The sequence below is a fragment of the Flavobacterium sp. AC274 genome (assembly GCF_979258275.1).
In genome coordinates, this window is sequence record NZ_OZ409852.1 from 5,212,125 (window position 1) to 5,235,164 (window position 23,040).

At 32.1% G+C, this 23,040-nt stretch carries 23 protein-coding genes and 1 pseudogene; 16 read left to right on the forward strand and 8 right to left on the reverse strand.

Annotation, left to right across the window (positions count from 1 at the left end):
- Nucleotides 1-26 precede the first annotated feature (26 nt).
- From ACZZZT_RS23465 to ACZZZT_RS23495, 7 genes and pseudogenes are all read left to right on the forward strand, one after another.
- The gene (locus ACZZZT_RS23465) at nucleotides 27-530 is read left to right on the forward strand and encodes an LptE family protein (protein ID WP_042563869.1); all 504 of its coding nucleotides are present in this window, start codon (nucleotides 27-29) and stop codon (nucleotides 528-530) included.
- Between the two features lie 699 nt (nucleotides 531-1,229).
- Nucleotides 1,230-2,315: a tetratricopeptide repeat protein gene (locus ACZZZT_RS23470; RefSeq protein WP_463462492.1), complete on the forward strand. Its 1,086-nt coding sequence runs from the start codon at nucleotides 1,230-1,232 to the stop codon at nucleotides 2,313-2,315.
- Between the two features lie 3 nt (nucleotides 2,316-2,318).
- Complete coding sequence (secG, locus tag ACZZZT_RS23475; protein ID WP_042563867.1) at nucleotides 2,319-2,660, forward strand: preprotein translocase subunit SecG; 342 nt, start codon at nucleotides 2,319-2,321, stop codon at nucleotides 2,658-2,660.
- A 139-nt stretch (nucleotides 2,661-2,799) separates the two neighbouring features.
- Nucleotides 2,800-3,075, forward strand: a complete 276-nt coding sequence (locus ACZZZT_RS23480; RefSeq protein WP_012023920.1) for a co-chaperone GroES — start codon at nucleotides 2,800-2,802, stop codon at nucleotides 3,073-3,075.
- Nucleotides 3,076-3,158: 83 nt separating this feature from the next.
- Nucleotides 3,159-3,515 carry a four helix bundle protein gene (locus tag ACZZZT_RS23485; RefSeq protein ID WP_073397126.1) on the forward strand — a complete coding sequence of 119 codons (357 nt, stop codon included), beginning with the start codon at nucleotides 3,159-3,161 and terminating at the stop codon, nucleotides 3,513-3,515.
- Between the two features lie 43 nt (nucleotides 3,516-3,558).
- Complete coding sequence (groL, locus tag ACZZZT_RS23490; RefSeq protein ID WP_073397125.1) at nucleotides 3,559-5,187, forward strand: chaperonin GroEL; 1,629 nt, start codon at nucleotides 3,559-3,561, stop codon at nucleotides 5,185-5,187.
- A gap of 353 nt (nucleotides 5,188-5,540) precedes the next feature.
- Nucleotides 5,541-6,640, forward strand: a pseudogene (locus ACZZZT_RS23495) (alkaline phosphatase family protein).
- 86 nt (nucleotides 6,641-6,726) lie between these two features.
- Here ACZZZT_RS23495 and ACZZZT_RS23500 read toward each other — a convergent pair.
- The 5 genes from ACZZZT_RS23500 to ACZZZT_RS23520 all read right to left on the reverse strand — a co-directional run bounded on the left by ACZZZT_RS23500 (nucleotide 6,727) and on the right by ACZZZT_RS23520 (nucleotide 11,815).
- On the reverse strand, nucleotides 6,727-7,566 hold the full coding sequence (locus ACZZZT_RS23500) for an SDR family NAD(P)-dependent oxidoreductase (RefSeq protein WP_463462138.1): 840 nt from the start codon (nucleotides 7,564-7,566) through the stop codon (nucleotides 6,727-6,729).
- An 89-nt stretch (nucleotides 7,567-7,655) separates the two neighbouring features.
- Nucleotides 7,656-8,564 (reverse strand): helix-turn-helix domain-containing protein, encoded by a 909-nt coding sequence (locus ACZZZT_RS23505; RefSeq protein WP_463462139.1) that lies wholly within the window; start codon nucleotides 8,562-8,564, stop codon nucleotides 7,656-7,658.
- A 233-nt stretch (nucleotides 8,565-8,797) separates the two neighbouring features.
- The gene (locus ACZZZT_RS23510; protein WP_463462140.1) at nucleotides 8,798-10,330 is read right to left on the reverse strand and encodes a SulP family inorganic anion transporter; all 1,533 of its coding nucleotides are present in this window, start codon (nucleotides 10,328-10,330) and stop codon (nucleotides 8,798-8,800) included.
- Between the two features lie 253 nt (nucleotides 10,331-10,583).
- Nucleotides 10,584-10,796 (reverse strand): hypothetical protein, encoded by a 213-nt coding sequence (locus tag ACZZZT_RS23515; protein WP_042563861.1) that lies wholly within the window; start codon nucleotides 10,794-10,796, stop codon nucleotides 10,584-10,586.
- Nucleotides 10,797-10,834: 38 nt separating this feature from the next.
- Complete coding sequence (locus ACZZZT_RS23520) at nucleotides 10,835-11,815, reverse strand: DUF6268 family outer membrane beta-barrel protein (RefSeq protein WP_463462141.1); 981 nt, start codon at nucleotides 11,813-11,815, stop codon at nucleotides 10,835-10,837.
- A 454-nt stretch (nucleotides 11,816-12,269) separates the two neighbouring features.
- Between ACZZZT_RS23520 and ACZZZT_RS23525 the strand changes: the two genes are divergently transcribed.
- The 5 genes from ACZZZT_RS23525 (at nucleotide 12,270) to ACZZZT_RS23545 (ending at nucleotide 16,392) form a co-directional block, all read left to right on the forward strand.
- A complete protein-coding gene (locus ACZZZT_RS23525) occupies nucleotides 12,270-12,995 on the forward strand; it encodes a sensor histidine kinase (RefSeq protein ID WP_463462142.1) in 726 nt (241 codons plus the stop codon).
- Nucleotides 12,965-13,675 carry a LytR/AlgR family response regulator transcription factor gene (locus tag ACZZZT_RS23530; protein ID WP_463462143.1) on the forward strand — a complete coding sequence of 237 codons (711 nt, stop codon included), beginning with the start codon at nucleotides 12,965-12,967 and terminating at the stop codon, nucleotides 13,673-13,675. Before ACZZZT_RS23525 ends, ACZZZT_RS23530 begins: the two co-directional genes overlap by 31 nt.
- A 233-nt stretch (nucleotides 13,676-13,908) precedes the next feature.
- Entirely contained in the window at nucleotides 13,909-14,325 is a 417-nt protein-coding gene (locus ACZZZT_RS23535; protein WP_463462144.1) for a hypothetical protein, read from the forward strand.
- Nucleotides 14,322-15,395: a hypothetical protein gene (locus tag ACZZZT_RS23540; RefSeq protein ID WP_463462145.1), complete on the forward strand. Its 1,074-nt coding sequence runs from the start codon at nucleotides 14,322-14,324 to the stop codon at nucleotides 15,393-15,395. The genes ACZZZT_RS23535 and ACZZZT_RS23540 overlap by 4 nt, the downstream gene beginning before the upstream one ends.
- 67 nt (nucleotides 15,396-15,462) lie before the next feature.
- Nucleotides 15,463-16,392, forward strand: a complete 930-nt coding sequence (locus ACZZZT_RS23545) for a hypothetical protein (RefSeq protein ID WP_463462146.1) — start codon at nucleotides 15,463-15,465, stop codon at nucleotides 16,390-16,392.
- Between the two features lie 169 nt (nucleotides 16,393-16,561).
- Here ACZZZT_RS23545 and ACZZZT_RS23550 read toward each other — a convergent pair whose 3' ends face one another.
- Both ACZZZT_RS23550 and ACZZZT_RS23555 read right to left on the reverse strand, forming a co-directional pair.
- On the reverse strand, nucleotides 16,562-17,170 hold the full coding sequence (locus tag ACZZZT_RS23550; RefSeq protein WP_463462147.1) for a YkgJ family cysteine cluster protein: 609 nt from the start codon (nucleotides 17,168-17,170) through the stop codon (nucleotides 16,562-16,564).
- 153 nt (nucleotides 17,171-17,323) lie between these two features.
- Complete coding sequence (locus tag ACZZZT_RS23555; RefSeq protein WP_463462148.1) at nucleotides 17,324-17,755, reverse strand: DoxX family protein; 432 nt, start codon at nucleotides 17,753-17,755, stop codon at nucleotides 17,324-17,326.
- 292 nt (nucleotides 17,756-18,047) lie between these two features.
- On the opposite strand from ACZZZT_RS23555, the gene ACZZZT_RS23560 reads away from it, so the two are divergent.
- The 3 genes from ACZZZT_RS23560 (at nucleotide 18,048) to ACZZZT_RS23570 (ending at nucleotide 20,984) form a co-directional block, all read left to right on the forward strand.
- Nucleotides 18,048-18,515, forward strand: coding sequence for a hypothetical protein (locus tag ACZZZT_RS23560; RefSeq protein ID WP_073397112.1), 468 nt, complete (start codon nucleotides 18,048-18,050; stop codon nucleotides 18,513-18,515).
- A gap of 467 nt (nucleotides 18,516-18,982) precedes the next feature.
- A complete protein-coding gene (locus tag ACZZZT_RS23565; RefSeq protein ID WP_463462149.1) occupies nucleotides 18,983-19,618 on the forward strand; it encodes a hypothetical protein in 636 nt (211 codons plus the stop codon).
- Between the two features lie 136 nt (nucleotides 19,619-19,754).
- The gene (locus tag ACZZZT_RS23570; RefSeq protein ID WP_463462150.1) at nucleotides 19,755-20,984 is read left to right on the forward strand and encodes a TMEM143 family protein; all 1,230 of its coding nucleotides are present in this window, start codon (nucleotides 19,755-19,757) and stop codon (nucleotides 20,982-20,984) included.
- A gap of 266 nt (nucleotides 20,985-21,250) precedes the next feature.
- Here the strand turns inward: ACZZZT_RS23570 and ACZZZT_RS23575 are convergent, their stop codons facing one another.
- Nucleotides 21,251-21,805, reverse strand: a complete 555-nt coding sequence (locus ACZZZT_RS23575; RefSeq protein ID WP_463462151.1) for a DUF4494 domain-containing protein — start codon at nucleotides 21,803-21,805, stop codon at nucleotides 21,251-21,253.
- Between the two features lie 414 nt (nucleotides 21,806-22,219).
- On the opposite strand from ACZZZT_RS23575, the gene ACZZZT_RS23580 reads away from it, so the two are divergent.
- On the forward strand, nucleotides 22,220-22,921 hold the full coding sequence (locus tag ACZZZT_RS23580) for a gasdermin (protein WP_463462152.1): 702 nt from the start codon (nucleotides 22,220-22,222) through the stop codon (nucleotides 22,919-22,921).
- Nucleotides 22,922-23,040 lie beyond the last annotated feature (119 nt).

Sequence of the window (23,040 nt, forward strand, 5' to 3'; positions counted from 1 at the left end):
TCGCAAATGAATTCTTAAAATAAAAAATGAAAAACTTAAAATATCTTTTAATTCTATTAGTTGCTACGACTTTTAGCGGCTGTGGAGTTTATAATTTTACCGGAACTGGAAAAATTGATGCTGAAACTTTTCAGGTAAATTTCTTTCAGAATAATGCTGATTTGATAGAACCTGGAATCGACAGAGATTTTACATTGGCATTACAAGACTTAATTCAGAATCAAACTAATTTAAACTTAGTAAGCAGTGGTGGTGATTTAACTTATGAAGGAGAGATCGTAGATTACAGAACAACACCAATGACTGCAACAGCAGACCAGCAAGCGGCACAAAACCGTTTGACAATTCGTATAAATGTTCGATTTACAAACAAAAAGAAAGAAACAGATGATTTTGAAAAAACATTTGAGTTCTACAAAGATTATCCGGGAACAACACAACTTGTTGGCTCTTCTTTAAATGCTGCCATTAAAGAAATTTATGATAGGATTACTCAGGATATTTTCAATGAGTCATTAGCAAAATGGTAAAAAAGTTGATTTGTTAAATCGGTTAATCGTTGAATCGGTTTTACAAACGATTAAACAGTTAAACAAAACAAACGATTAAACAAAAAAACAATGAATGTAACTGATTATACATACCTAATAAACAAACCCGATGCCATTACAGAAAAGCAAACGGAGGCATTAGGCAATGTTTTGATTGAATTTCCGTATTTTCAAAGTGCGAGAGCGCTACGATTAAAAGGGCTTTTTAACCAAAATAGTTTTAAGTATAATTATGCATTAAAAGTTACTGCGGCACATACTGCAGATCGCTCTATTTTATTTGATTTCATTACTTCGGAAACTTTTACTTCTATTCAAAATGATTTTTATGATAAAAAACTTCGTGATCTTTTAAATATTAATGTTCTTGATAGCGAAGTAGTTTCGCCTGATGAAATTAAAAGAAGTATCGAAGTTAGAATTGATCCTATTGAGCAATCTATATTAACATCTATAAAACAAGCTACTTCGAATGTTTTTGAAGAACCAATAAAGACAGAAGAGAAACCTGAAGATAGTATTGAAGATGCTAATGCAATAACGATTGAAGAGAAGAAATCGGTTGTTAATGAAGAAATCGTAAAAACAGAAGATATTATCATTAAAGAAGATGTCTTAATTGCGGTTGAAGAAACAGAACCTGCTGTTTTTGAAGACTTAAAAACTCATGACGAATCAATTGATAGTATTAAGGAAGAAACTATCGTGATTCCAGTTAAAGAAACCAAACACACTTTTTTTGAAGAAGTAGTAGATGATGAAGAAGTAGAAGATATTAAAGAAAACTTTGATCCTGTTATTGAGAAACCAGTTTCTACTATTGAAGAAATCGCACCAGTTGTTTTTGAAGAACCGAAAAAACACACTGAAATACGAATTGATCCTATAGAAGAATCAATCTATAACTCAATCAAAGAAGCCACAACGGTTATATTTGAAGAGTCAAAACCTGCAGAAAAAGAAGCTGCAGCTATTATTGTCGATACACCAAAAATTACAGAACAGCATAAAGAAATTGCCAGCGTTGTTTTTGAAGAGGTAAAAATTACAGAAGAAAAACCAAACGAAGTTATTCCTACTATTCCGGATCAACCAACGACTTTTGAAGAAAGTCCTAAAGAAGTAATTAATTTTATTCTTGAGGAACCTATATTTATAGAAGAGTCTAAGGAAATTATAACAGATAGCATCGAAGAATCGATAATTGAAAAAAATATCCTAAAGACACAATTTGAAGAAACTGTAAAAATTGCCGAGGAAAATCTCGAAATAGGAAAGCCTTTAGATTTTTCGATAAAAGAGAAACATTCTTTTCAGGAATGGCTGCAATTAGCAAGACCGGAACCTATTGACAGAACAAATGAAATTGTTCAGGAAGATATAAAAACAGTTGAAGAAAATACACAAAAAGTAGAGAGAACTCCTGAACCAATTAAACAAACAGTTCCGGAAACAGAAATAGTTGAAGACGAAAAAAAGAAAAAGGCAGAACTGATTGATAAATTTATTGAAACAAATCCTAAAATTTCGCCAATCAAATCAGATCCAATAACGCTGCCTCCAATTCAATTTAACATTAATCAAGAGGACAATTCGTATTTGATGACCGAAACTTTAGCCCGTGTTTATTTGGAACAAAAAAAATATACAAAGGCAATACAAGCATATGAAATATTAATTTTGAAATATCCAGAAAAAATTAGTTTCTTTGCAGACCGTATTTCGGATATAAAGATTTTACAACAAAATAACAATAATAAGTAAGCAATGAGCACATTTTCAATTTTTTTAGTTTTAATCACAATAGTTTGTTTTCTATTGATCGTAGTAATTATGGTTCAAAACCCTAAAGGAGGCGGATTGTCGTCTACAATTAGTGGAACTCAAATGTTAGGTGGAGTACAAAAAACAACTGACTTTTTAGATAAAAGTACTTGGACATTAGCTACAATTTTGATTGCTCTAATCTTGCTTTCAAGTTTAAGCTTTACAGGATCATTAAGCGATACTGATTCTAAACTTATTGAAAAAACAGAAGCTCCTGCAACAAATACACCAGCAGCTCCGGTACAGCAAACACCTGCTCCGGCAGCACCTGCAGCAAAATAATCATTTTGAAATAATATTAAATGCCAGCCTGTCAAAGCTGGCATTTTTTTAGGAAATAATGTCAGTTTTTAGAGCATGGCATAATTTCTGAAAGTTTATTGAACATTAAAAAACGTATAACTTATAATAATATAAAATCATGGCCTTAAACATTAAACCGCTTTCAGATCGCGTACTTATTGAGCCTGTTGCAGCTGAAACCAAAACTGCCTCAGGGATTTTTATTCCGGACACTGCCAAAGAAAAACCACAAAAGGGAACTGTAGTTGCTGTAGGAAATGGTTCTAAAGATCACACTATGACCGTAAAAGTTGGCGATACTGTTCTTTATGGTAAATATGCAGGAACAGAATTAAAACTTGAAGGAACTGATTATTTGATTATGCGTGAGGATGATATCTTAGCAATAATCTAAATCGCTTTATGCTATAAGCTGTAAGCTATAGGCTTTCTTGAAAAGCTTAAAGCATATTGGCTAAAGCTTAAAGCTAACAAAAAATGAGGGATTTTAAAAAATATGATATTTGGCAGTTAAGTCATTCTTTTACATTAGAAATCTATAAAATGACTTCTACTTTTCCTAAAGAAGAATTATATGGTTTGACAAGTCAGATTAGAAGAGCTTCTTCATCAATTCCAACCAATATTAGTGAAGGATGTGGAAGAAATAGCGACAAAGAATTTAATCAATTTCTCAACATAGCCTTAGGTTCTGCCAATGAAACAGAATATCTTTTGATTTTAGCTAAAGATTTGCAATATCTTAATAATGAAATTGCACAGAATCACATAGAAAAAATCAACAGTATAAAAAGCAAAATTTACAAATTAAAACAAATATTAATTCAGCAGTAGAAGGCTTAAAGCCTAAAGCCTACTGCCTAAAGCAAATTAAAAAATGGCAAAAGATATAAAATTTGATATTGAAGCACGTGACGGATTAAAACGTGGTGTTGATGCATTAGCAAATGCTGTAAAAGTAACACTTGGACCAAAAGGTCGTAACGTAATCATCGGAAAATCATTTGGTGGACCAACAGTTACTAAAGATGGTGTTTCGGTTGCAAAAGAAATCGAATTAAAAGACCCATTAGAAAACATGGGGGCGCAAATGGTTAAAGAAGTAGCTTCTAAAACTAATGATTTAGCAGGTGACGGAACTACAACTGCAACAGTTTTGGCTCAGGCTATTGTAAAAGAAGGTTTGAAAAACGTTGCTGCAGGTGCAAATCCAATGGATTTGAAACGTGGTATCGATAAAGCTGTTGAAGCTATCGTTGCTGACCTTGCAAAACAAGCTAAAGTTGTTGGAAGCGATTCTGATAAAATCAAACAAATTGCTTCTATCTCTGCAAACAATGACGAAGTAATTGGTGAATTAATCGCTACTGCTTTCGCAAAAGTTGGAAAAGAAGGCGTAATTACTGTTGAAGAAGCTAAAGGAACTGATACTTTCGTGGATGTTGTTGAAGGTATGCAGTTTGACAGAGGATATCTTTCTCCTTACTTCGTAACAAACCCAGAGAAAATGGAAGTTGAATTAGACTCTCCATACATCTTATTATACGACAAAAAAGTATCTTCTTTAAAAGAATTACTACCTGTTTTAGAGCCAGTTGCTCAATCGGGAAAACCATTATTAATTATTGCTGAAGATGTTGACGGAGAAGCTCTTTCTACATTAGTAGTAAACAAATTAAGAGGTGCTCTTAAAATTGCTGCTGTAAAAGCTCCAGGTTTTGGAGACAGAAGAAAAGCAATGTTAGAAGATATCGCAATCTTAACAGGTGGAACTGTAATTTCTGAAGAAAGAGGTTATACACTTGAAAATACAACTATCGAAATGTTAGGAACTGCAAAAAGAGTTTCTATAGATAAAGACAATACTACTATTGTAAGTGGTGCTGGTGAAGCGGATATCATCAAAAACAGAGTAAACCAAATTAAAGGTCAGATGGAAACTACTACATCTGATTATGATAAAGAAAAATTACAGGAACGTTTAGCTAAATTAGCTGGTGGTGTTGCTGTTCTTTACGTTGGTGCTGCTTCTGAAGTTGAAATGAAAGAGAAAAAAGACAGAGTTGACGATGCTTTACATGCAACTCGTGCTGCTGTAGAAGAAGGAATTGTTGCTGGTGGTGGTGTTGCTTTATTAAGAGCTAAAGCTGCTTTAGCTGACCTTAAAGCTGACAACGCTGACGAAGCTACAGGAATTCAGATTGTATCTCGCGCTGTAGAATCTCCATTAAGAACTATTGTTGAAAATGCAGGTCTTGAAGGTTCTGTAGTTGTAGCAAAAGTTGCTGAAGGTTCTGGTGATTTTGGATACAATGCCAAAACTGATGAATACGTAGATATGCTTAAAGCTGGAATTATCGATCCTAAAAAAGTAACTCGTGTTGCATTAGAAAATGCTGCTTCTGTTGCCGGAATGATCCTTACTACAGAATGCGCATTAATTGATATTAAAGAAGAAAACGGAGGCGGAATGCCAATGGGTGGCGGTATGCCAGGAATGATGTAATCGTTCTTAACTTCTTAAAATTTAAAACGCCAGATTTATGTCTGGCGTTTTTTTTGCCACAGATTGCACGATTAAAAAGATTTTTTTCGCCACAAATTACACGAATTTTCACGAATTAATTTTCTTATAATTCCGCATAAAAATTTAGCGGAAATTCCTGTAATTCGTGGCAAACTTTCACTTAGTTTAACATTCTCTTTTTCTTTTAAAAATCGGTTATCAGTATCTTTACAGTCTATTAAAATTGCAAAATGAGAAAATTCACTACTCACCTATTATCTTTTACACTCTTAATTTTTACAACGCTTTTACATTCACAAACCAACAAAGAAACTTATGTCGTTTTGGTTTCTATGGATGGATTTCGCTGGGATTATGCTAAACATTTTCATCTTCAAAACATGAATAAAATTGCAAAAGAAGGCGTTCATGCAAAATCCATGAAACCTTCTTATCCAAGCAAAACTTTTCCAAATCATTATTCGATCGTGACTGGACTTTATCCGGATCATCACGGAATTATTAATAATGTCTTTTATGATGCTACTCTAAACCAATCGTTTTCATTATCATCAAATGCAAAAAATGATTCGAGATTTTATGGAGGAAATCCTATTTGGAATGTAGCTGAACAACAAGGTGTAAAAACGGCTTCTTTTTCTGGCCGGGTTCTGATTTGGATAAACGAAGACCAAGTTATTATAAAAATTACGACAGCAAAATTCCGTATGAAACCAGAATCGACACCGTTATAAAATGGTTAGAACTTCCTGAAAAACAACGACCTCATCTTGTAACTTTATACTTTGACGAACCCGATCATACGGGACATAATTTTGGCCCGCTTTCTCCGGAGAATGAAAAAATGGTTCACAAAATGGATTCAATTATGGGGCAATTATCTTCAAGACTTGATCAATTATCCATCGGAAAACAAATCAATTTAATCATCGTTTCAGATCACGGAATGACGGACATTAGCAATAATAAAAAAGTAGCTGTTCTGGATTACTTAAAGCCGGAATGGCTGGGTTATAAAGATGTAATTAATCCTATTATGAGTTTGGAATCAAAACCGGGATTTCAGGATTCTATTGCCAAAGCTTTAAAAAAAGTACCCAATATTAAATTCTGGAAATCAAGCGAAGTTCCAAAACGATTGCATTACGGAACCAATCCGCGCGTGCATGACTTTGTTATCGAAGCTAAAAAAGGATATAGTTTAGTCAGTAAAGAAAGTACGCATATAAAAGGCGGAACGCATGGTTATGATAATAACGAGAAAGATATGCATGCCATTTTTTATGCAAAAGGTCCGGCTTTTAAAGTAAATAAACAAGTTGCTACTTTTCAAAATGTTTCTGTTTACCCTTTAATTGCGCATATTTTAGGTTTGAAAATTGAAGATGTTGACGGGAAATTTAGCGAAGTAAAAAATATGCTTGTTGATTAAATTAGAAAATGTGTCAATTAGAAAATTAGATAATGATTAGCGTAATCTATAAAATTTTCTAATTGACACATTTTCTAATTAGCTAATTAAAAACCTGTCGAAACAGAAACGGCTTTCCATTGCTCCAATTCTTTTTGAACTTCGGCAATTTTTACATTTGCCATATCGTAAGAATCTTGTCCTACAAATAAATGCAATGCAGGATTTTTTTCCTCGCTCATTTTAATTAAAGCATTTGCAAATTTTTCAGGATCTCCCGGTTGATTTTCATTGATACTGTCTTTATGTGCATTTTCAGATTCTCTCACCGCTTTATAGTCTGAAATTGGACTCTGAGGCAATAATAAAGAACTATCTTTTAAGAAATCGGTTCTAAAATAACCCGGATAAACCAATGTTACATTTACTCCAAATTCTTTTACTTCTGCCGCTAAAGATTCTGTTAAACCCGCAACTGCAAATTTTGTAGAACAGTAAATTCCCCAACCCGGAAAACCTCCGTTGTAACCTCCAATCGAAGCGATATTAAAAATATGACCCGATTTATTGGCGCGCATATACGGCATTGTATTTCTAATGACATTCAATAAGCCGAAAACATTTACTTCGTAGTTTTTTCTCGATTCTGCATCGGTTAGTTCCTCTAATGATCCTAATAAACCATAACCTGCATTGTTTACCAAAACATCAATTGTTTTAAAATGGCTTACGGTTACTTCAATCGCGTTTTTAACGCTTTGCTCATTTGTCAAATCCATTTCTAAAGGCAGAAAATTGGCAGACGGATCTCCTAATTCTTTAAGTAGGGCTTGTTCACTTCTTGATGTTGCGGCTACTTTTTTTCCTTCAGCCAATAATTTTTTTGCTAATTCTAATCCAAGTCCTTTTGAAGCACCTGTGATAAACCAAACTTTGTTATTTTCCATGATTTCAATTTTTACATTTAATTATGGTACAAAGGTATCAGCGAAGTGCTTTTAAAAACTTAAAGCAATCAAACGATAAGTTACGAAAATCAAACAATTTCGGTTACGCGATATGTTTTTGGCGAAAGCTGAACATTTTTCTTAAAGAAATTGATGAAATGAGACAATTCTTCGAAGCCTAAACACCAGGCGATTTCATTAATATTCCAATTAGTTTGTTTCAATAAAATCATCGCTTCCTGAACAATTCTTTCAGAAATGATTTGTGAAGTTGTTTTTCCGGTGGTTTCTTTCAATGCTTTATTCAAATGATTTACATGCACATTTAACTGGCTGGCAAATTCTGAAGGTGAACGGAAATTAATTTGCTGCGATATCGATTCTATAGGAAATTGTCTTTCTAATAATTCTAAAAACAAAGACGAAACCCGAATTGTCGCATTCGATTTACTGTATAATGAAGTAGTTACAGTTTGTGTTTTCAAAGCCAGATGAATAATTTCGAAAACAAGATTTCGGAGAACATCATATTTAAAAGTATAATCAGAATTGATTTCGTCAAACATTTTTAAATAAACCGTTTTCAAAGATTCCGCCAATTCCATTGAAATAGGAACAATTGGATTTCCGCCGGGTTGAAATAACGGATATTCTTTTAAATTCCCAAACTGATTAAAAAAAGCTTCTGTAAAAATGCAGAAAAAACCAGTTTGATTTTCGTCAACCTGTTCCCAATTATAAGGGATTTGTGGATTTGCAAAAAACAAGGCCTGATCTTCTATTACAGAAATCTTATCAGCATAATGTACTTTGTTTTTTCCAATGATTAAGCTTATTTTATAAAAGTCTTTTCGGGTGTAAGGAAATGGTTTACAAGTACTACCAACAAAATCATCCAATTTAAAAACATTAAAATGTCCGATCTCTTTTCTAAGATTTTCGGGCATTCCATTTACTTTGATGGTGTAAAAATCTTCTAAGGTTTCTGTTAGCTTCATTTTACAAAGTTACGAAAATCAAATTATTTAAATTAGAAAATGTGCCAATTTGATAATTAGATAATTTTTCTGCAGATGTTTAAATTAATTATCTAATGCTTATAACGAACAAACCCGACAGGTTTTTAAAAACCTGTCGGGTTAGTTCGTTACCAATAGTGAATTCAAAAATTAGATAATAAATTATACACAATCTAAGAATTATCTAATTATCAAATTGGCACATTGCCGCATTATCTCGAAACCACTTTATATTTAGGATCTTCAATAACATTTACATTAATCACAGCGTCGGCATTTTTAAGTAGTATTCTGCAGTCTTCGCTTAAATATTTCAGTTCGATTACTTTGTTTAACTGGCTGTATTTTTTGGTCAAATTATTTACTGCTTCAATTGCCGACATATCAGCGATTCGGCTTTCTTTAAAATCTATTATAACGTGCGAAGGATCATTTTGTATATCAAACTTTTCCATAAAAGCAGTTATTGATCCAAAAAATAATGGTCCGTAAATTTCATAATGTTTCACTCCTGCTTCATCAATATAATGTCTGGCACGAATTCTTTTGGCACTTTCCCAGGCAAAAACCAACGCTGAAATAATAACTCCAATTAAAACTGCCAAAGCCAGATTGTGCAATAAAATAGTAATTACAGCAACCAGAATTCCAACAAAAATATCGTGTTTAGGCATTTTATTGATAACCTTGAAACTTGCCCATTCAAAGGTTGTAATCGCCACCATCATCATCACGCCAACTAAAGCTGCCATTGGCAATTTTCCAATTACGGGCGCGCCAAAAAGTATGATAATTAAAATAGTCAAAGCCGCAATTATTCCCGAAAGTCGGGCTCTTGAACCAGCGCCGAGATTTACAAGAGTTTGTGCAATCATCGGACATCCACCCATTCCGAAAAAGAAACCGTTCAAAATATTTGATCCGCCCTGAGCGATACATTCTCTGTTGCTGTTTCCACGCGTTCCGGTAATTTCATCAACGAGATTCAGCGTAAGCAAGCCTTCGGTTAAACCAACAGCAGCAACAATTATTGAATAGGGAAATATCACTTTTAAAGTCTCAAAAGAAATTGGAATATTCGGAATATGAAATGGAGGAAAACCGCCCTGAACAGAAGCAATATCCTCTACCGTTTTGGTTTCGATATTAAAAATCAATACAATGGCAAAAACCACCATAATAGCAACTAAAGAAGCCGGAACTGCTTTTGTAATTTTAGGAAAAAGTAGCACAATACCAATTGTCAAGGCAACCAAACCGAGCATAATATAAAGCGGCGTTCCCTGCAACCAGGAAACTTGTCCGTTTACGATAGTTTTAAACTGTTCTAATTGCGACATGAAAATGACAACTGCGAGTCCGTTTACGAAACCAAACATTACTGGCTGCGGAACCAATCTTATAAATTTTCCGAGTTTAAAAAGTCCGATACAAATTTGCACCACGCCACCAAGTGCGACGGCTGCAAAAACATATTCTATACCGTGTGATTTCATCAACGCAATCAAAACAATCACGGTTGCTCCCGCTCCACCAGAAATCATTCCGGGTCTTCCACCAAAAATTGCTGTGACCAAACCTGCAATAAAAGCAGCGTACAAACCAACCAAAGGAGGAAATCCGGCCAAAATTGCAAACGATAATGATTCGGGAATCATGGTCATTGCGACAGTAAAACCGGCTAAAATTTCGTTTTTGTAATTGACCTTTTGTGAAAAGTCGAAGAGAGAGAAGGCTTTTTTCATAGATCGCAAATTTAAAAAAATAATGCGCACAATGTCAAGAAAGCTTTCTAATGAAAAAGATCCGGAAAATAATCCATTAAATAATGAAGCTTTTAATAAAGCTGATTGAGTAAAAATACCAAAAGCGAAAGAATGAAACTTATCATGATGGATAAATATAAAGTTTTTATAAGAAATTATTTCGCCAAAATTATTGATAATCTAATAGAAAAAAACGGGTGTTTTTACCCTTTTTCTAGTCAAATCTATTTTTTTATTCTAAAGCTACACAAACATATCCAAGACAATTTACGTAGTCTATAATGTTTTTAGGCTCAAGTTCAACCCCTTCAACCCTTAATATCTTATCGCAGTCTTCTAAATCAAAATTGATTTTATAATTTGGAAACTGACTTTGGATCACGGCAATAACATAATTTTTATCTGCCTCTTTCTGAACATTTGTTTTAAAAACCTCAACTGTCATAATTATTTATTTTTAAATTAATAAATCATGAATTTCGATTAAAAAGGATTGTATGATATTCCGAATCTAAAATATCCCTGAGTGTCTTCGCTGTGGTCATAAACGTATTTGTTTGTGCGCTCACCCTTTTCGGTAATTCGCGTACTTAATACGTTATTAACTCCGGCTTTTACGAAAGTGATTACCTTTGGTGTAATGCAGTATTCATAAGTAATTCCGGATTTTAACTCCAACTGATTCAACTCATAAATCCCCTTCAAATTTGAGGTATTCAAATTTAAGTAAAAACTTTCAGAGTTTAATTCAGTACCTAAGGAAATTCTTCCGTTTTCTAACAATTCCCTTCTAAACAATAATCTTTGCGGCAAAATAAAATCAATATCCCATTTCGAATCGGTAAACTTGTGATTATAAGTAAGTAACGGCGTGATCGGAATAATTGCCGAAGGATCTATCATCGCCAAAACACCTGCTGTAATTGTGGTGTTTGCGGTTCGTTTCAAAACCAGACTTGCGGTTACAAATCCTTTTACACGCTGTACACCATCTTCATTTCCATCAACTGTGGCGGTTCCATTATAAATAATCGGTTTTTTAAATAGGGTCGACATATAAGTTGCACTCATTGCCGCTGCCATAAAATGAAAATCCTCTTTTTCTCTTGTATAGTTTGTGTTTGAAGTGTAGTTGTAAATATCTCCAAAACCGTATGTTTCATATTTGTAACGCAGCGATCCGGTTAAAATAAGCCTTTTAGATTCTGACACATAAAATGGCATATTGAAAGCTACTTTCAATCGGTTATGACTATCGATTCTGCCTCTTTCAAAACGATTTCCAAACAATTCCGAATCATAATTTGTTGGTCCTAATTGTTCGTATTGTACATCTAAAATTCTCGTTGTCGGAAATTTATCTGTAATCACTTTTACCACCGTTTGCATGGGCTGATTTTTTTCCTGAGCCATAGTGTGCAATGACGTACATACGAATAGAACAGAGATGATTCTTTTTTTCATATAAAGTGGTATTAATTAAGATTGTTTTTGAAGATCGAAATCCTGAGCAAATGTAAATGACAAGCTTCTTTAATAATAGCATATTTATACAAACGGCGTAACATTTATACCAATGGCGTTCGTATAATTTTTACAACGCAAATAGGTATAAACTATAATATTAGCCTAATTTTGCCGTTATGACAATGCTTAAAATTTACCAGAACTTTTTTCTTCGAAATCTCATCGTACACACCTTTATATTTTTGGTGATTTTAGCGTGTGTATATGACGAAATAAGACTTGACGGTCACAGTTGGTCGTATATGATCAGTAAAATAACCGTTGGCTATTTTCCTTGTATCGTATGGATTACTATTTTCAATCTTTTTATCATCAAACCTTTTTTATTCAAAAAAAGGCTAAAATCTTCTTTACACTTTTTGCCATTTACTGGACTTGTTTTTACTTTTTTATGAATTGGTTTTTCCCTCTTATGGGTTTAGGAAATTTCAAGACACTTCAAATATTATCGCTTATTATCAACGGAATGTTTTTTTATTTTATTCATGTTGTGATTACCAAAAAAATCATGGATACAGACAAGGATATCATGAATTTCAAGTCTGAACTTTCGTTTTTAAAACAGCAGCTTAATCCACATTTTTTGCTCAATGCAATGAATAATCTATATGGAGAATCGCTGGCAGAACCTGATAAAGTTCCGGACAGAATTTTGAATCTCTCAGACATGCTTCGTTATCAGATTGAAGCTACCAAAAAAGATTATGTTTTGTTGGATGAAGAAATTGCTTTTATTAAAAAGTATATGGAATATTATACGTTTAGAAATGAAAGACTGGCGATAACCCAAAAATTTGAAGGCAATTTTGACAGTATTGATATTCCACCATTGTTCTTTTTGCCTTTGGTTGAAAATGCCGTTAAGTTTTCGGCAGAAACTGCTGAACCTTTTATTAATATTGATTTAAAGGTAAGATGCAACGGTTTGTCTTTTATTATAAAAAACAGTTATCTGGAATCCGGGTCGCGAATTTCGGGCACCGGAATTGGAATTGAAAACCTAAAAAGACGCCTTGAAGTTTACGGTTTAAAACATGAATTGAACTGCAGGAAAGAAAAGAATACCTTTATCGTAAAATTAAACATATGGCACTTACCTACCGCTGTCTTATCATAGATGATGAATCGCCGGCACACAAGGCACTTGCATCTCATATCTCAAAATTTGATGATCTGGAACATTCCGGAAGCGCTTTTAATGGAATGGAAGCCATAAAATTACTCAACGAAAACACTTACGATATTATTTTTCTGGATATTAATATGCCTGTAATTTCGGGTGTCGAATTAATGGAATTACAACCCAAAAGACCTTTAACAATTGTTACAACGGCTTATTCTGATTTTGCTCTTTCGGCATACCAAAACGATGCAATAGATTATTTATTAAAACCTATTTCGTTCGACAAATTCTCTAAAGCAATCGAAAAAGCCAAAATTTATTCCTCTGGAAACAGCATAAAAAAAGAAGACAACTCCTGCGAAAAAGTACTTTCGATTCGCGTAAACGGGCAAATGATGAATATTCCTTTAACGGATATTATTTACATCGAAAGTCTTGGCAACTATATGAAACTCTATAGCGCCAAACTCAATTTACCTTTAATTGTTTACGGTTCACTCTCAAGTATTTCCTCAGAAATTGACAGCAATAACTTTGTGCAGGTGCATCGTTCGTTTATTGTAAATGTTGCCAAAATTACTTCTGTCACTTTCAAATCTTTAACAATGTCTAATAATGAGATCATTCCTGTAGGCAGAAAATATCAGATTTTATTAGATAGTTTCTTTAGGTAAAGATTCGTTAACCATAAATTTACAAAAAGCTCAACTTTAAATGGTTGGGCTTTTTTATTTTGTTATTTGTAATAAAATACCGTATAAATACTTAGTGGTGTTTGTTAAACAATTGGTAATATTGTTGTAGATATGTTAAAGAAAATCATCCAGAAACATTTGATCAAAAATAAAAAAACTCGTAAACCGAAAAGAGACAAATTAGAGTAGGTAAATTAAAAATTTTAGAAATTATGAGCAAAGATTACAACACACAAAATTGTGACGAAATTAAAATCAGTTTTGAATTATCAAACAATATGGGATTCATTCCATTGTACACAAGAGTCTTTCTAGATCTACAAAATGGAATAAATCCTCAAAAGCCGTTATTTATCACGCCAATGCATTTAACAGATGCTTCAATTCCTTTAACACCTATGTTTACACACAATAAAGGTCTATTATATTTTGAAACTTACATTAGTTACAAATCAATAAATACTTTAGCTAAAGAAGATATTATTAAGAATGCAAAAAAATTAATTTTTAAGTATAAAATAGAAAATTGTAATGCTCAAAGTCAAGAATTTACAACTTATGATTTAGGACCACTCGATATTAAAAGCAAAGAACTTATTTATTTTGTATCACTAATTGATTTAATATGAAAAAACTAATTACTTTTTTATTTTTAGCACTTGTGAATTTTTGCTTTTCCCAAAACACAACAAATTCATTGGATTTAAAAGAAGTGCAAATTCTTAACTCCACAGGCTTATCACTTCTTGACAATACTGCAGCAATAATTACTTCAAATCCAGATTGTAAAGATTTCAATATCAATACAGAAAATTTATCAAATATTTCTTTTGATTTTAGTTTAAACAAAGGAAAACTTAATGGTTTAGAATATTATGGACTTGGAAAAGATGTTAATGATTTTAAAGAAGTTACAATCAACAAACTTTTTCGACCCAACGTTTCTGGGGTAGTAAAACAAACTGACAGTACCACTACTTTAGCCGCAGGATTTAATGTCAATGTTTTAACAATTTTTCGTCGAAATAAAGAAGAAATGATAAACGCTTATGGGGCTCTTAGAAATACGACCGCAAAAATGAATGCTGAAGCTGATCTAATAATGGCAAGAGATTTTCCAGGTTTAAATAAATTTACCCATTCTGCCGAATATCACGACCAATATGGTAAAGTACTGGAATCTTTGATCACGGAAAAGGCAGATGAATTTGCCGAAATATTGAAAAAGCCGCTCTTAACACTAGATTTAGCTGCAGCGTATAGTACTTTATATTATGACAACACACATAATAATAATCAACAAGACAGAATAGGTATTTGGAGTACAATTACTTGGTCCCCTAAAGTAAGTAATAATTATCTTAATCTTTATGGTTTCATTAGATATATAAAAGATGATTCTGTTTATAACAATTTAACTTTAAACTATTCAGATCAATTCGAATATTTTGATTATGGCTGTAAATTACAAATTGATATAGATGCCCTTTCAATCGGTTATGAGTATATAAAAAGAAATGGTAACGGAAAAGATTATCGCTCAGTAGGAGTAATACAATACAAGATCAATTCAAATTATTACTTAACAGGAGGTTTTGGTAAAAATTTCACTTCAGATTCATCTAAAGATTTAGTCACTCTTTTAGGAATTCGATGGGGGCTTAATAAAAAAGATAGTAAAGAGTGGGAATCTAAATAACAACCAAATCAAAACCTGTAAGGAGTTTATTTAAAAAATCAATAATTAAACAAAATCACCAGAAACTATGAAAAAAATTCTATATAGAAAGCACTTTATCCTTATTTTGTTTACAATTTTCCCATTAACTGGTTTTTCGCAAGAAACGCAAATTATTAAAGAAATGACTAATGATATTGATATAGCAAAAACAACTTCAATTCCTAGGGAATTCGATACAAAATTCAAAAGTGAAGATAAATCAAACTTTAAAAAATTACGCTTCTTTTTATATGAAAAAGAAGAATTATTGAAACGCTTAAATTTGATTATCGATGCAAATAAAATTGATATTAACGAACAAAATACTAATCTTAAAAAAATAAAAGAATTAAATAATCTGATTATTGGTAAAAAACCTAATGATATTATTGATATGAGAAACTATATCTACAATAGAGTGAGTCCACCTCCCAAAGAAACTGTAGAGGAAATAGTCCGACAAATCAAAATTTTTGAATATACCAGTAATCAAAACGAGCAAAAAATAAAGGAAAATCAATCTCTCGAAGAAAGTATTAATAATATAAAACAAGACATAAGAGATTGTCAAAATGAAATTGATACAGCCCTAGATCCAGAAAACAGAAAACAAGAATTTAAAACTATGGTGAGCAAGAATTTTGTTTATTTAATAGGTTTTATATTGCTTTGTTTCTTTTCAATCATTTATCTAAAATCAGATCTTTCCTTATCAAAAGATTTGTTAAGTGGTTACGGTCTCCAGTTCATTACACTTTTTGTTTTAATTATAGCAATAATACTTTTTGGAATTTTGGACATTCTCAAGGGAAGTGAACTTGCTGCTATGCTTTCGGGAATTTCGGGATACATTCTTGGCAAAGGAATTCAAGATAAAAAATTAATCACTGAAAACAATAATTTAGCCACAATAGTTCCTCCCGTAGTTACAGAAACCACAATTACTAACGTTAATCCTGAGCTCAATCCTTTATAAATTGCATAAAAACTAAACATCTTTTATTTTATGTTTTTTATAGAATTTATATTTGTGTGTTAATACGTAAAAGCTCAACTGCTAAAGTTGAGCTTTTTTATTTTTTCCTCGAAGAGTAATATTGACTGAAATCTAAATTTTGATCATACCATTTTCCTAAATTTCACTTCTAAGCAATATTCCCCAATCCATCCGGAAAAGGTCGATAAGCATAATACGACAACACTTCTTCAATCGCCATTTTTAAGGCTTCGTTTATGGGAATTAAAATAACTCCCATTCTAAGATCAATTTGTGCCAATCGCATGTAATAATCAGAGAAAATAGGAACATATATTTTCTTATTTATAAGTTCTTCTGCTTTGGTGAAATTTTCAGTTTGTTGTTCTTTTATTATTTTACAAGTAGCCATTCGCAATTTTCCGAATTTATCGGTATTTGCCGCATAACCAAAAAGACGACAGACCAAACCGCGATAACGATAATTGCTACAACTTCCTTTTTGATATTCTAATATGGAAATTGAACGATATAAATGACAATTTTTTGCCTTATTATTTTTTAATTCAGCTAATGTTTCTTCGGCTTTTCCATTCAGAAATAAATGAAATGCCCAGGGTAAAAATTCTAAAGGCGAAGCATCTATATTAGGAGTTGAACAACATTTGCCACAACCCGCGTTGCAATACAAATGAGTCTCTGATTTAAAAGCGGTTATTTCAATTTCAAGACGATCAAATAATGCTTCAACCTGCTTAACCTTCTCCTCTATTGCCATCTTTTTTTGGTAAGGTAGGCTAATAGAAATGGCTTATGCCAGATTAGTATTTTTATTGTGATTATAAAAAAATAAAATCCCAATTAGAAAAATCTAAATTAAAAAATTCCAAATTCCAAACTTTAGACCTTTGCCCTGAACCTAAAAACTTAGTTACATAGAACCTTTGTTACTTAGCTTCTTAAAATAATCAATCGCACCGGTAGACCACAAAGCCCACAAAATCAGAATAGGCTGAAAAAACAATCGAATCAAACGGGCTTGATCTGTGTTCATGCCCAAAGCGTCTGTTTCGTTTAAGTATTGTGCAATATTCCCCGGAAAAACCAGCACGTAAAATATGGCAAGCCCAATTCCTATTTGTATTTTATAGCGGGTTAGGAAAATAATAGCCAAACCGATTGCCAATTCTACAATTCCGGAAAGTATTACAACCAGATCTTTATCCATCGGAACCCAATTTGGGACCTGTGCCTGAAAATCGGTTCGTTGAAAAGTAAAGTGACCAATAGCGGCCGTTATCATGAAGATTCCCAAGAATATTCTAAAAAAATTTTGGATTTTGGTAGTTTGTATATTTTTCATTTCAGCTTTGATTTAAATTTAATTGAAACATTTTATTAACAAATAAATGTTACTCAAATTTACCGTAATAATCATCAAAAATTTTCCATGTTTTTCGTAAAATCCTTACGTAATCACCATAATATGAATTTCTTTACTTTTTTAAAACCTTGTTTCTTTTGCTTCTTTTTTACCCTAAAAAGTGCCCTACAAACCCTTCTGTTCAAAAAAACAATTAACATTAAAATAAATTTCTTACATAAATAATTATCTTCGCACTGCTATTAAACTCTAACCCCCAAATTTTAGAATAATGACCTTTTTTAATTTCCTGTTTAAAAATTCAGATTTAGAATGCCCAAGATGTCTGGGAAAAGGATTCGTTGGTCCGGAAGATATACGACGCTTAAATAAACAATTAAAATGGGCTCCCGGTCCCTGTGCCTATTGCGATGCATCTGGAAAAGTTACTGAAGAATTACTATCAAAAGTAGCCGTAGACACGACTTATCTCACGATCGATTTACCGGAATCTGAAATAGAAAAAATAAAAAATGGGGATCCCGAGACTATAGAAAAAGGAAAACTGCAAGAGCTTTTTATAGACAATCTCATACAATATATTGAACATCAATATCTACTCAAAAATATGGATGCCGAAAGTATTGCCGATTTATATCTAAGTACTGAAGATGAAAATGCTGTCTTTTCGGTAGAAAAAGAAAATTTACTGCAATACATTCGCAAAATAATCCACTTAAAGAATTCTGAACCAAATTAGTTTCTTATTTCTTTGTCAATCATCTAGGTTTTTATCTTCAAAAAACGCAAAAACAGGTATAAATACGTGGTGCCAAAACTGTTTTTAGTGGTAAAATTGCCATTGAATAATTTTTGTCATTAAATTATAATTTCTCAAAAGGGAAACTATAAATAGTATTATTTTTTTGGAGCTATAAAGTGGGATTTCAAATCTTTAACAAGATTGGAAATCTCATTTTTAGTTTTCGCCATTTTGTTAATCAGTTAAATAGAGAATTTATATTTCTTTACAACTTTTAAATAAATTCCTCAAAATATCATCCTCAAAAGAATGTTCATTAATCATTCAAAAGGATAACTTCGAAAAATCTTTATAAAATGCAAAAAAGTAAAAGATAAAGACGCCAATTATTGGTTGATTTTTATAGATTTGCAAAACTACATCATATTAAAAAATTACCGGAAACAATTATAAAATTTAAGACAATGAAATTTATTACTTCGACATTTTTATTTTTCATGTTTATTTGTTCCAATTCTTATGCACAACTAAGCTCGGATCAAATATTTGAAAGCTTTAAACAAGGAGAACGAACAAACTGCTCATCAATTGCTTTTATTAAAGCTTCTTTGAATGTTTATGGACTGGACAACCTTTTTGTAACTGACACGGTAAGTGATAGTGTATATAAAATAACATTAAAAAATAATGCTTCTTTTAATTTAAAAAAAGAGGAACTGGATAAAGCCAAATTTTCTGCAGATTTTGTCTATATCAAAGATAATCCAGAGAGCGAAAAAATCACAGAATATGCCATTTTAACTTATGCAGTAATGGCAAAATACAGGCAGATTACGGATAAGAAGGAAACTTTTGAAAAAGCTTTGGAAGATCTGGAAGATGGTGAAGTCTATACTCCTACTATTTATAAATACCTGGGTTTTGAAAAAGGCAAACAAATTCAAAAATTAAAACGTCAATCAGGAAGCGAGTTTTGCGGAGTTGTGGCCTGGTCTACAGCACACGCCGTATTTGTTTGCGAAGATTTTATGGATTATTATGGCAACAAAAAAAGCCTGTGGCTTAAATATCCGGGACGTTTTAGAATAATTAAGTCTTAAGTTTCAAATTTTTAAAATTCCGGATTCCAACTTAACAAGCTGGGAAAAAACCTTAGGATCTTAGAATCTCAGAACCTTAGGAACTTTAAAAAAAACCTTTGTATCTTTGGGCCTTAGTCCCTAAGAACCTACAAACATGACACGAGAACATTATATTCCCTTTAACAAGGAATTCTTACTCGAGCAACAAATAGCCACTTTCGCCGAAGACAAAAAAAAGATTGATGATTTTAAAAAGTTATTCGATATTATCGAACATTATTATCATTATGAATCTTTTAACCTGAACCGAAATTTAAAGCAGAACTACGCTTTATTTGATCCAGATTTGAGTTTGAAAGAACGTGAAAGTTTTATTGGCAAAAGTGATTTTGGAATTTTCAAAGAAACACTTCGTCAGGTTTTAGAACGTGGCAATTATACCAAAATTGATCATGAAACTTTAGACGAAGCTTTTAAAGATTCTGATTTAATTGGTCTGAATCTTTCGATAGATTTCAATGCTTTTAAAGACTATGAATTGTATGTTCGCGGTAGTCACAAAGCAAAAGAAAAAGTCAAAAAATATATTTTCTGGAAGAAAGAAATTGAGATCGAATATTACGATCGTGTTATGATTTACCTCAATTATAACGAAGCCGATTATCTAAAAGAAAACAAAGTCAAACTAGGGAGAATGCCTATTGATCCCGGATCTATTGGTTTAAAAATCTTTAAACGTGTTCCTAAAAATGATTTGGAAACCATTTTCCCAAATGCGATTCCACGAATGTCTCTGAAAGATAAAATGCTCCTTTGGGTCCCGGGAATTTTTGGTGGAATTTCGTTATTAAGCGCCCAGGTAATTCCGGCGCTGATTAATATGTATACCGCTTATGAAACCGGAGAAACAATCGATTTACTAAACAGCAAAACATCATTAAACCAAGGTTTGATTGCATTGGGAATTTTAGCCGCTTATTGCTTTCGCCAATACAACAACTTTATAAACAAGAAAATCAGATATTCTAAAATGCTTTCGGATAGTTTGTATTTTAAAAATCTTGGAAATAATAGTGGTGCTTTTTATTCTTTACTAAATTCTTCTGAAGAAGAAGTGCTTAAAGAAACTATTTTGGCATATGCTTTTTTACATAAAAGCGAAAATCCGTTAACGGCCCAAGAATTAGATAATCAAATTGAATTCTGGTTTAAAACAAAATTAAAAACAGAAATTGATTTTGATGTAACCGATGCCTTACTGAAACTAAAAAACATCGGTCTTGGTGTAGAAACAAATGGAAAATGGGAAGCTCTTCCTTTAGAGAAAGCTTTGATTCAAATTGATGAATTGTGGGATAATGTTTTTGATTATAATCAGAAATAAGATTTTGTAGACTTTTGTTTATTCTTATTTCTAATCTTTGTTGTGGAACGCAGATGACACGGATTTGCTTTGCAAAAACGCGGATTTAAACGGATTTTTTTATTTTGTCAACATAAAACATAGAACGTTGGACATCTTTGTCAAAGTTTTAAACTTTGACAAAGATTTACCGCATAAAAGATATAACTACTAAATCTTATTATCAATATCTTATAAAAACAAAAAAGAGAACTTAAAGCTCTCTTTTTATATAATACTAAAGTAGATTATTCGCTATCTGCTTCTACAAGATCTTCTATATTTTCGCCTGTATCACCTACAGCTACAATTTCTGGTTTAGAAGCTTTTAGGGCATTAAATCTTTCCAATTGTTCTAAGTCTCCCTCTTCACCACTAAAATATGGAAAAACATCCATAATTGGTGATTCTGAAATTGCCGGAATTGTATAATCTCCCATTGTGTTTTTCATTGCCGTAATCGTATTGTCATAGGCTTCTTTTACATCATTGGCCTGAACTAACAAATACATATTTGTTTTGCGTTCTTTACCACTTTCTTCATCATAAGCCATTAAAGTAACCTTCGATTTAAACCAGCGATCAGCATTTTCAAAAGGATGAATCTCGGCATAATTTGCCACTTTAATATTGGTGATTTTAAATTCTTCACTTACATAAGCCTTCATTTCTTCATTAATTCTGCTTTCGGCTTCTGTATAAGATATCGCATCTACCAAATAAGGTTCTGTAGTAACCTTTTGTGTTCCGATGTCATCTGTTTTTCTATATTTTACTTTGCATTCGTACCAAGTTGCGCTCATTTCTCATTTTTTTAAGGATGCCAAAGATAGATTTTAAAGGAAATAAAAAATCTTAATTTTCAAAATAGATATTCACAATTTGAAATAAAAAAGCGAACTCTTAGGAAAATTAATTTAAACACATAGAAACATAGATTTAAAATCTCAGGAAAGGTATTTTACCTTATTAAAAATACATACAGCAGCACTATACGAAAGAAATGTGTTCTGTTTTGTAAAATTGTTTTTTTTACATAAAACCTATATTTCTATGTGTTAAATAAATTGTTATAAATTATACCAAATGCCATAAAGCTTAAAATAAACCAATAAATATTTAATAAATTTGTAAGTATAATACACTAAAATAATAATAATAATAATAATAATACTAATACCCCAAAACTATTTGTATAACTTAAAAAAAACAATACCATGAAACTTACCAAATTTTTAGGCGATCAGGGTTATGACTTAATCGAAGGACCTTTAAGAAGTCATAAACCACTACAATTATGGTTGAAAAAACCTTTTGATGAAGCACAACTTTATTATGCAAATATCAGTCACGCTTTTAAAAGCGATATTGAATTAATAGAAATCGAAAATCCGGCGTTGAGCGTTGATTATACTAAAAAAGATGATTATGGTTTTAATATAGGAATCACACTTTTGGAAGAAATTCTAAAAACATTAGGACTTGGTACTTTTGAAATTTCTGCCAAAATAAAATCCGGAAAAACCGTAACCATCAGTTACGAAAACTCTGTTACGAAAGAATATGCGCTGGGCAATCTCGAAGAATATTTGTTTTCTGCCGATTTTCTGCATCCAAATCCTTCTCTTTTAAAAAATGCCAATCGCAATTATCTTCTCCTCATTACGGGAACTGTTTTTGCTAAAAATCTGGTGGTCGATATTGAGACTGATTTTACATTAGATGCGGATTTAATTGCCAGCTTAAATGCAGTTGCAGAGGGTAAACTGGATTTTACGATAAGCAACCAAAGCAAATTAAAAATGACTTCGAATGTGGGGATTTATTTTCCTATTGCCGTTCAGGCCAGCAGAATAGATTTTGACAGAAGCCGATTTAAAAAACTAATATTGGTAACAGATAATCTTAATATTTTTTAAAGCTTCGGCAAGTTTTTTTACCGCAAAGTGCGCAAAGAATTTTTAAAAATTGAGCTTTAGTTAAAAATGCATCCCGAAGCCTCGGGACGCAAAGCTATGTGTTTATCATTTTGTGAACT

Bases quoted from the DNA above. Each gene is read 5' to 3' on its own strand.
- ACZZZT_RS23535 (WP_463462144.1), top strand. From the start codon at position 13,909: ATGAGCAAAGATTACAACACACAAAATTGTGACGAAATTAAAATCAGT.
- ACZZZT_RS23520 (WP_463462141.1), bottom strand. From the start codon at position 11,815: ATGAAAAAAAGAATCATCTCTGTTCTATTCGTATGTACGTCATTGCAC.
- secG (WP_042563867.1), top strand. From the start codon at position 2,319: ATGAGCACATTTTCAATTTTTTTAGTTTTAATCACAATAGTTTGTTTT.
- ACZZZT_RS23545 (WP_463462146.1), top strand. From the start codon at position 15,463: ATGAAAAAAATTCTATATAGAAAGCACTTTATCCTTATTTTGTTTACA.
- ACZZZT_RS23550 (WP_463462147.1), bottom strand. From the start codon at position 17,170: ATGGCAATAGAGGAGAAGGTTAAGCAGGTTGAAGCATTATTTGATCGT.
- ACZZZT_RS23575 (WP_463462151.1), bottom strand. From the start codon at position 21,805: ATGAGCGCAACTTGGTACGAATGCAAAGTAAAATATAGAAAAACAGAT.
- ACZZZT_RS23465 (WP_042563869.1), top strand. From the start codon at position 27: ATGAAAAACTTAAAATATCTTTTAATTCTATTAGTTGCTACGACTTTT.
- ACZZZT_RS23505 (WP_463462139.1), bottom strand. From the start codon at position 8,564: ATGAAGCTAACAGAAACCTTAGAAGATTTTTACACCATCAAAGTAAAT.
- ACZZZT_RS23525 (WP_463462142.1), top strand. From the start codon at position 12,270: ATGAATTGGTTTTTCCCTCTTATGGGTTTAGGAAATTTCAAGACACTT.
- ACZZZT_RS23485 (WP_073397126.1), top strand. From the start codon at position 3,159: ATGAGGGATTTTAAAAAATATGATATTTGGCAGTTAAGTCATTCTTTT.
- ACZZZT_RS23540 (WP_463462145.1), top strand. From the start codon at position 14,322: ATGAAAAAACTAATTACTTTTTTATTTTTAGCACTTGTGAATTTTTGC.
- ACZZZT_RS23555 (WP_463462148.1), bottom strand. From the start codon at position 17,755: ATGAAAAATATACAAACTACCAAAATCCAAAATTTTTTTAGAATATTC.
- ACZZZT_RS23580 (WP_463462152.1), top strand. From the start codon at position 22,220: ATGAAACTTACCAAATTTTTAGGCGATCAGGGTTATGACTTAATCGAA.
- ACZZZT_RS23515 (WP_042563861.1), bottom strand. From the start codon at position 10,796: ATGACAGTTGAGGTTTTTAAAACAAATGTTCAGAAAGAGGCAGATAAA.
- ACZZZT_RS23560 (WP_073397112.1), top strand. From the start codon at position 18,048: ATGACCTTTTTTAATTTCCTGTTTAAAAATTCAGATTTAGAATGCCCA.
- ACZZZT_RS23510 (WP_463462140.1), bottom strand. From the start codon at position 10,330: ATGAAAAAAGCCTTCTCTCTCTTCGACTTTTCACAAAAGGTCAATTAC.
- ACZZZT_RS23570 (WP_463462150.1), top strand. From the start codon at position 19,755: ATGACACGAGAACATTATATTCCCTTTAACAAGGAATTCTTACTCGAG.
- ACZZZT_RS23480 (WP_012023920.1), top strand. From the start codon at position 2,800: ATGGCCTTAAACATTAAACCGCTTTCAGATCGCGTACTTATTGAGCCT.
- ACZZZT_RS23530 (WP_463462143.1), top strand. From the start codon at position 12,965: ATGGCACTTACCTACCGCTGTCTTATCATAGATGATGAATCGCCGGCA.
- ACZZZT_RS23500 (WP_463462138.1), bottom strand. From the start codon at position 7,566: ATGGAAAATAACAAAGTTTGGTTTATCACAGGTGCTTCAAAAGGACTT.
- ACZZZT_RS23565 (WP_463462149.1), top strand. From the start codon at position 18,983: ATGAAATTTATTACTTCGACATTTTTATTTTTCATGTTTATTTGTTCC.
- groL (WP_073397125.1), top strand. From the start codon at position 3,559: ATGGCAAAAGATATAAAATTTGATATTGAAGCACGTGACGGATTAAAA.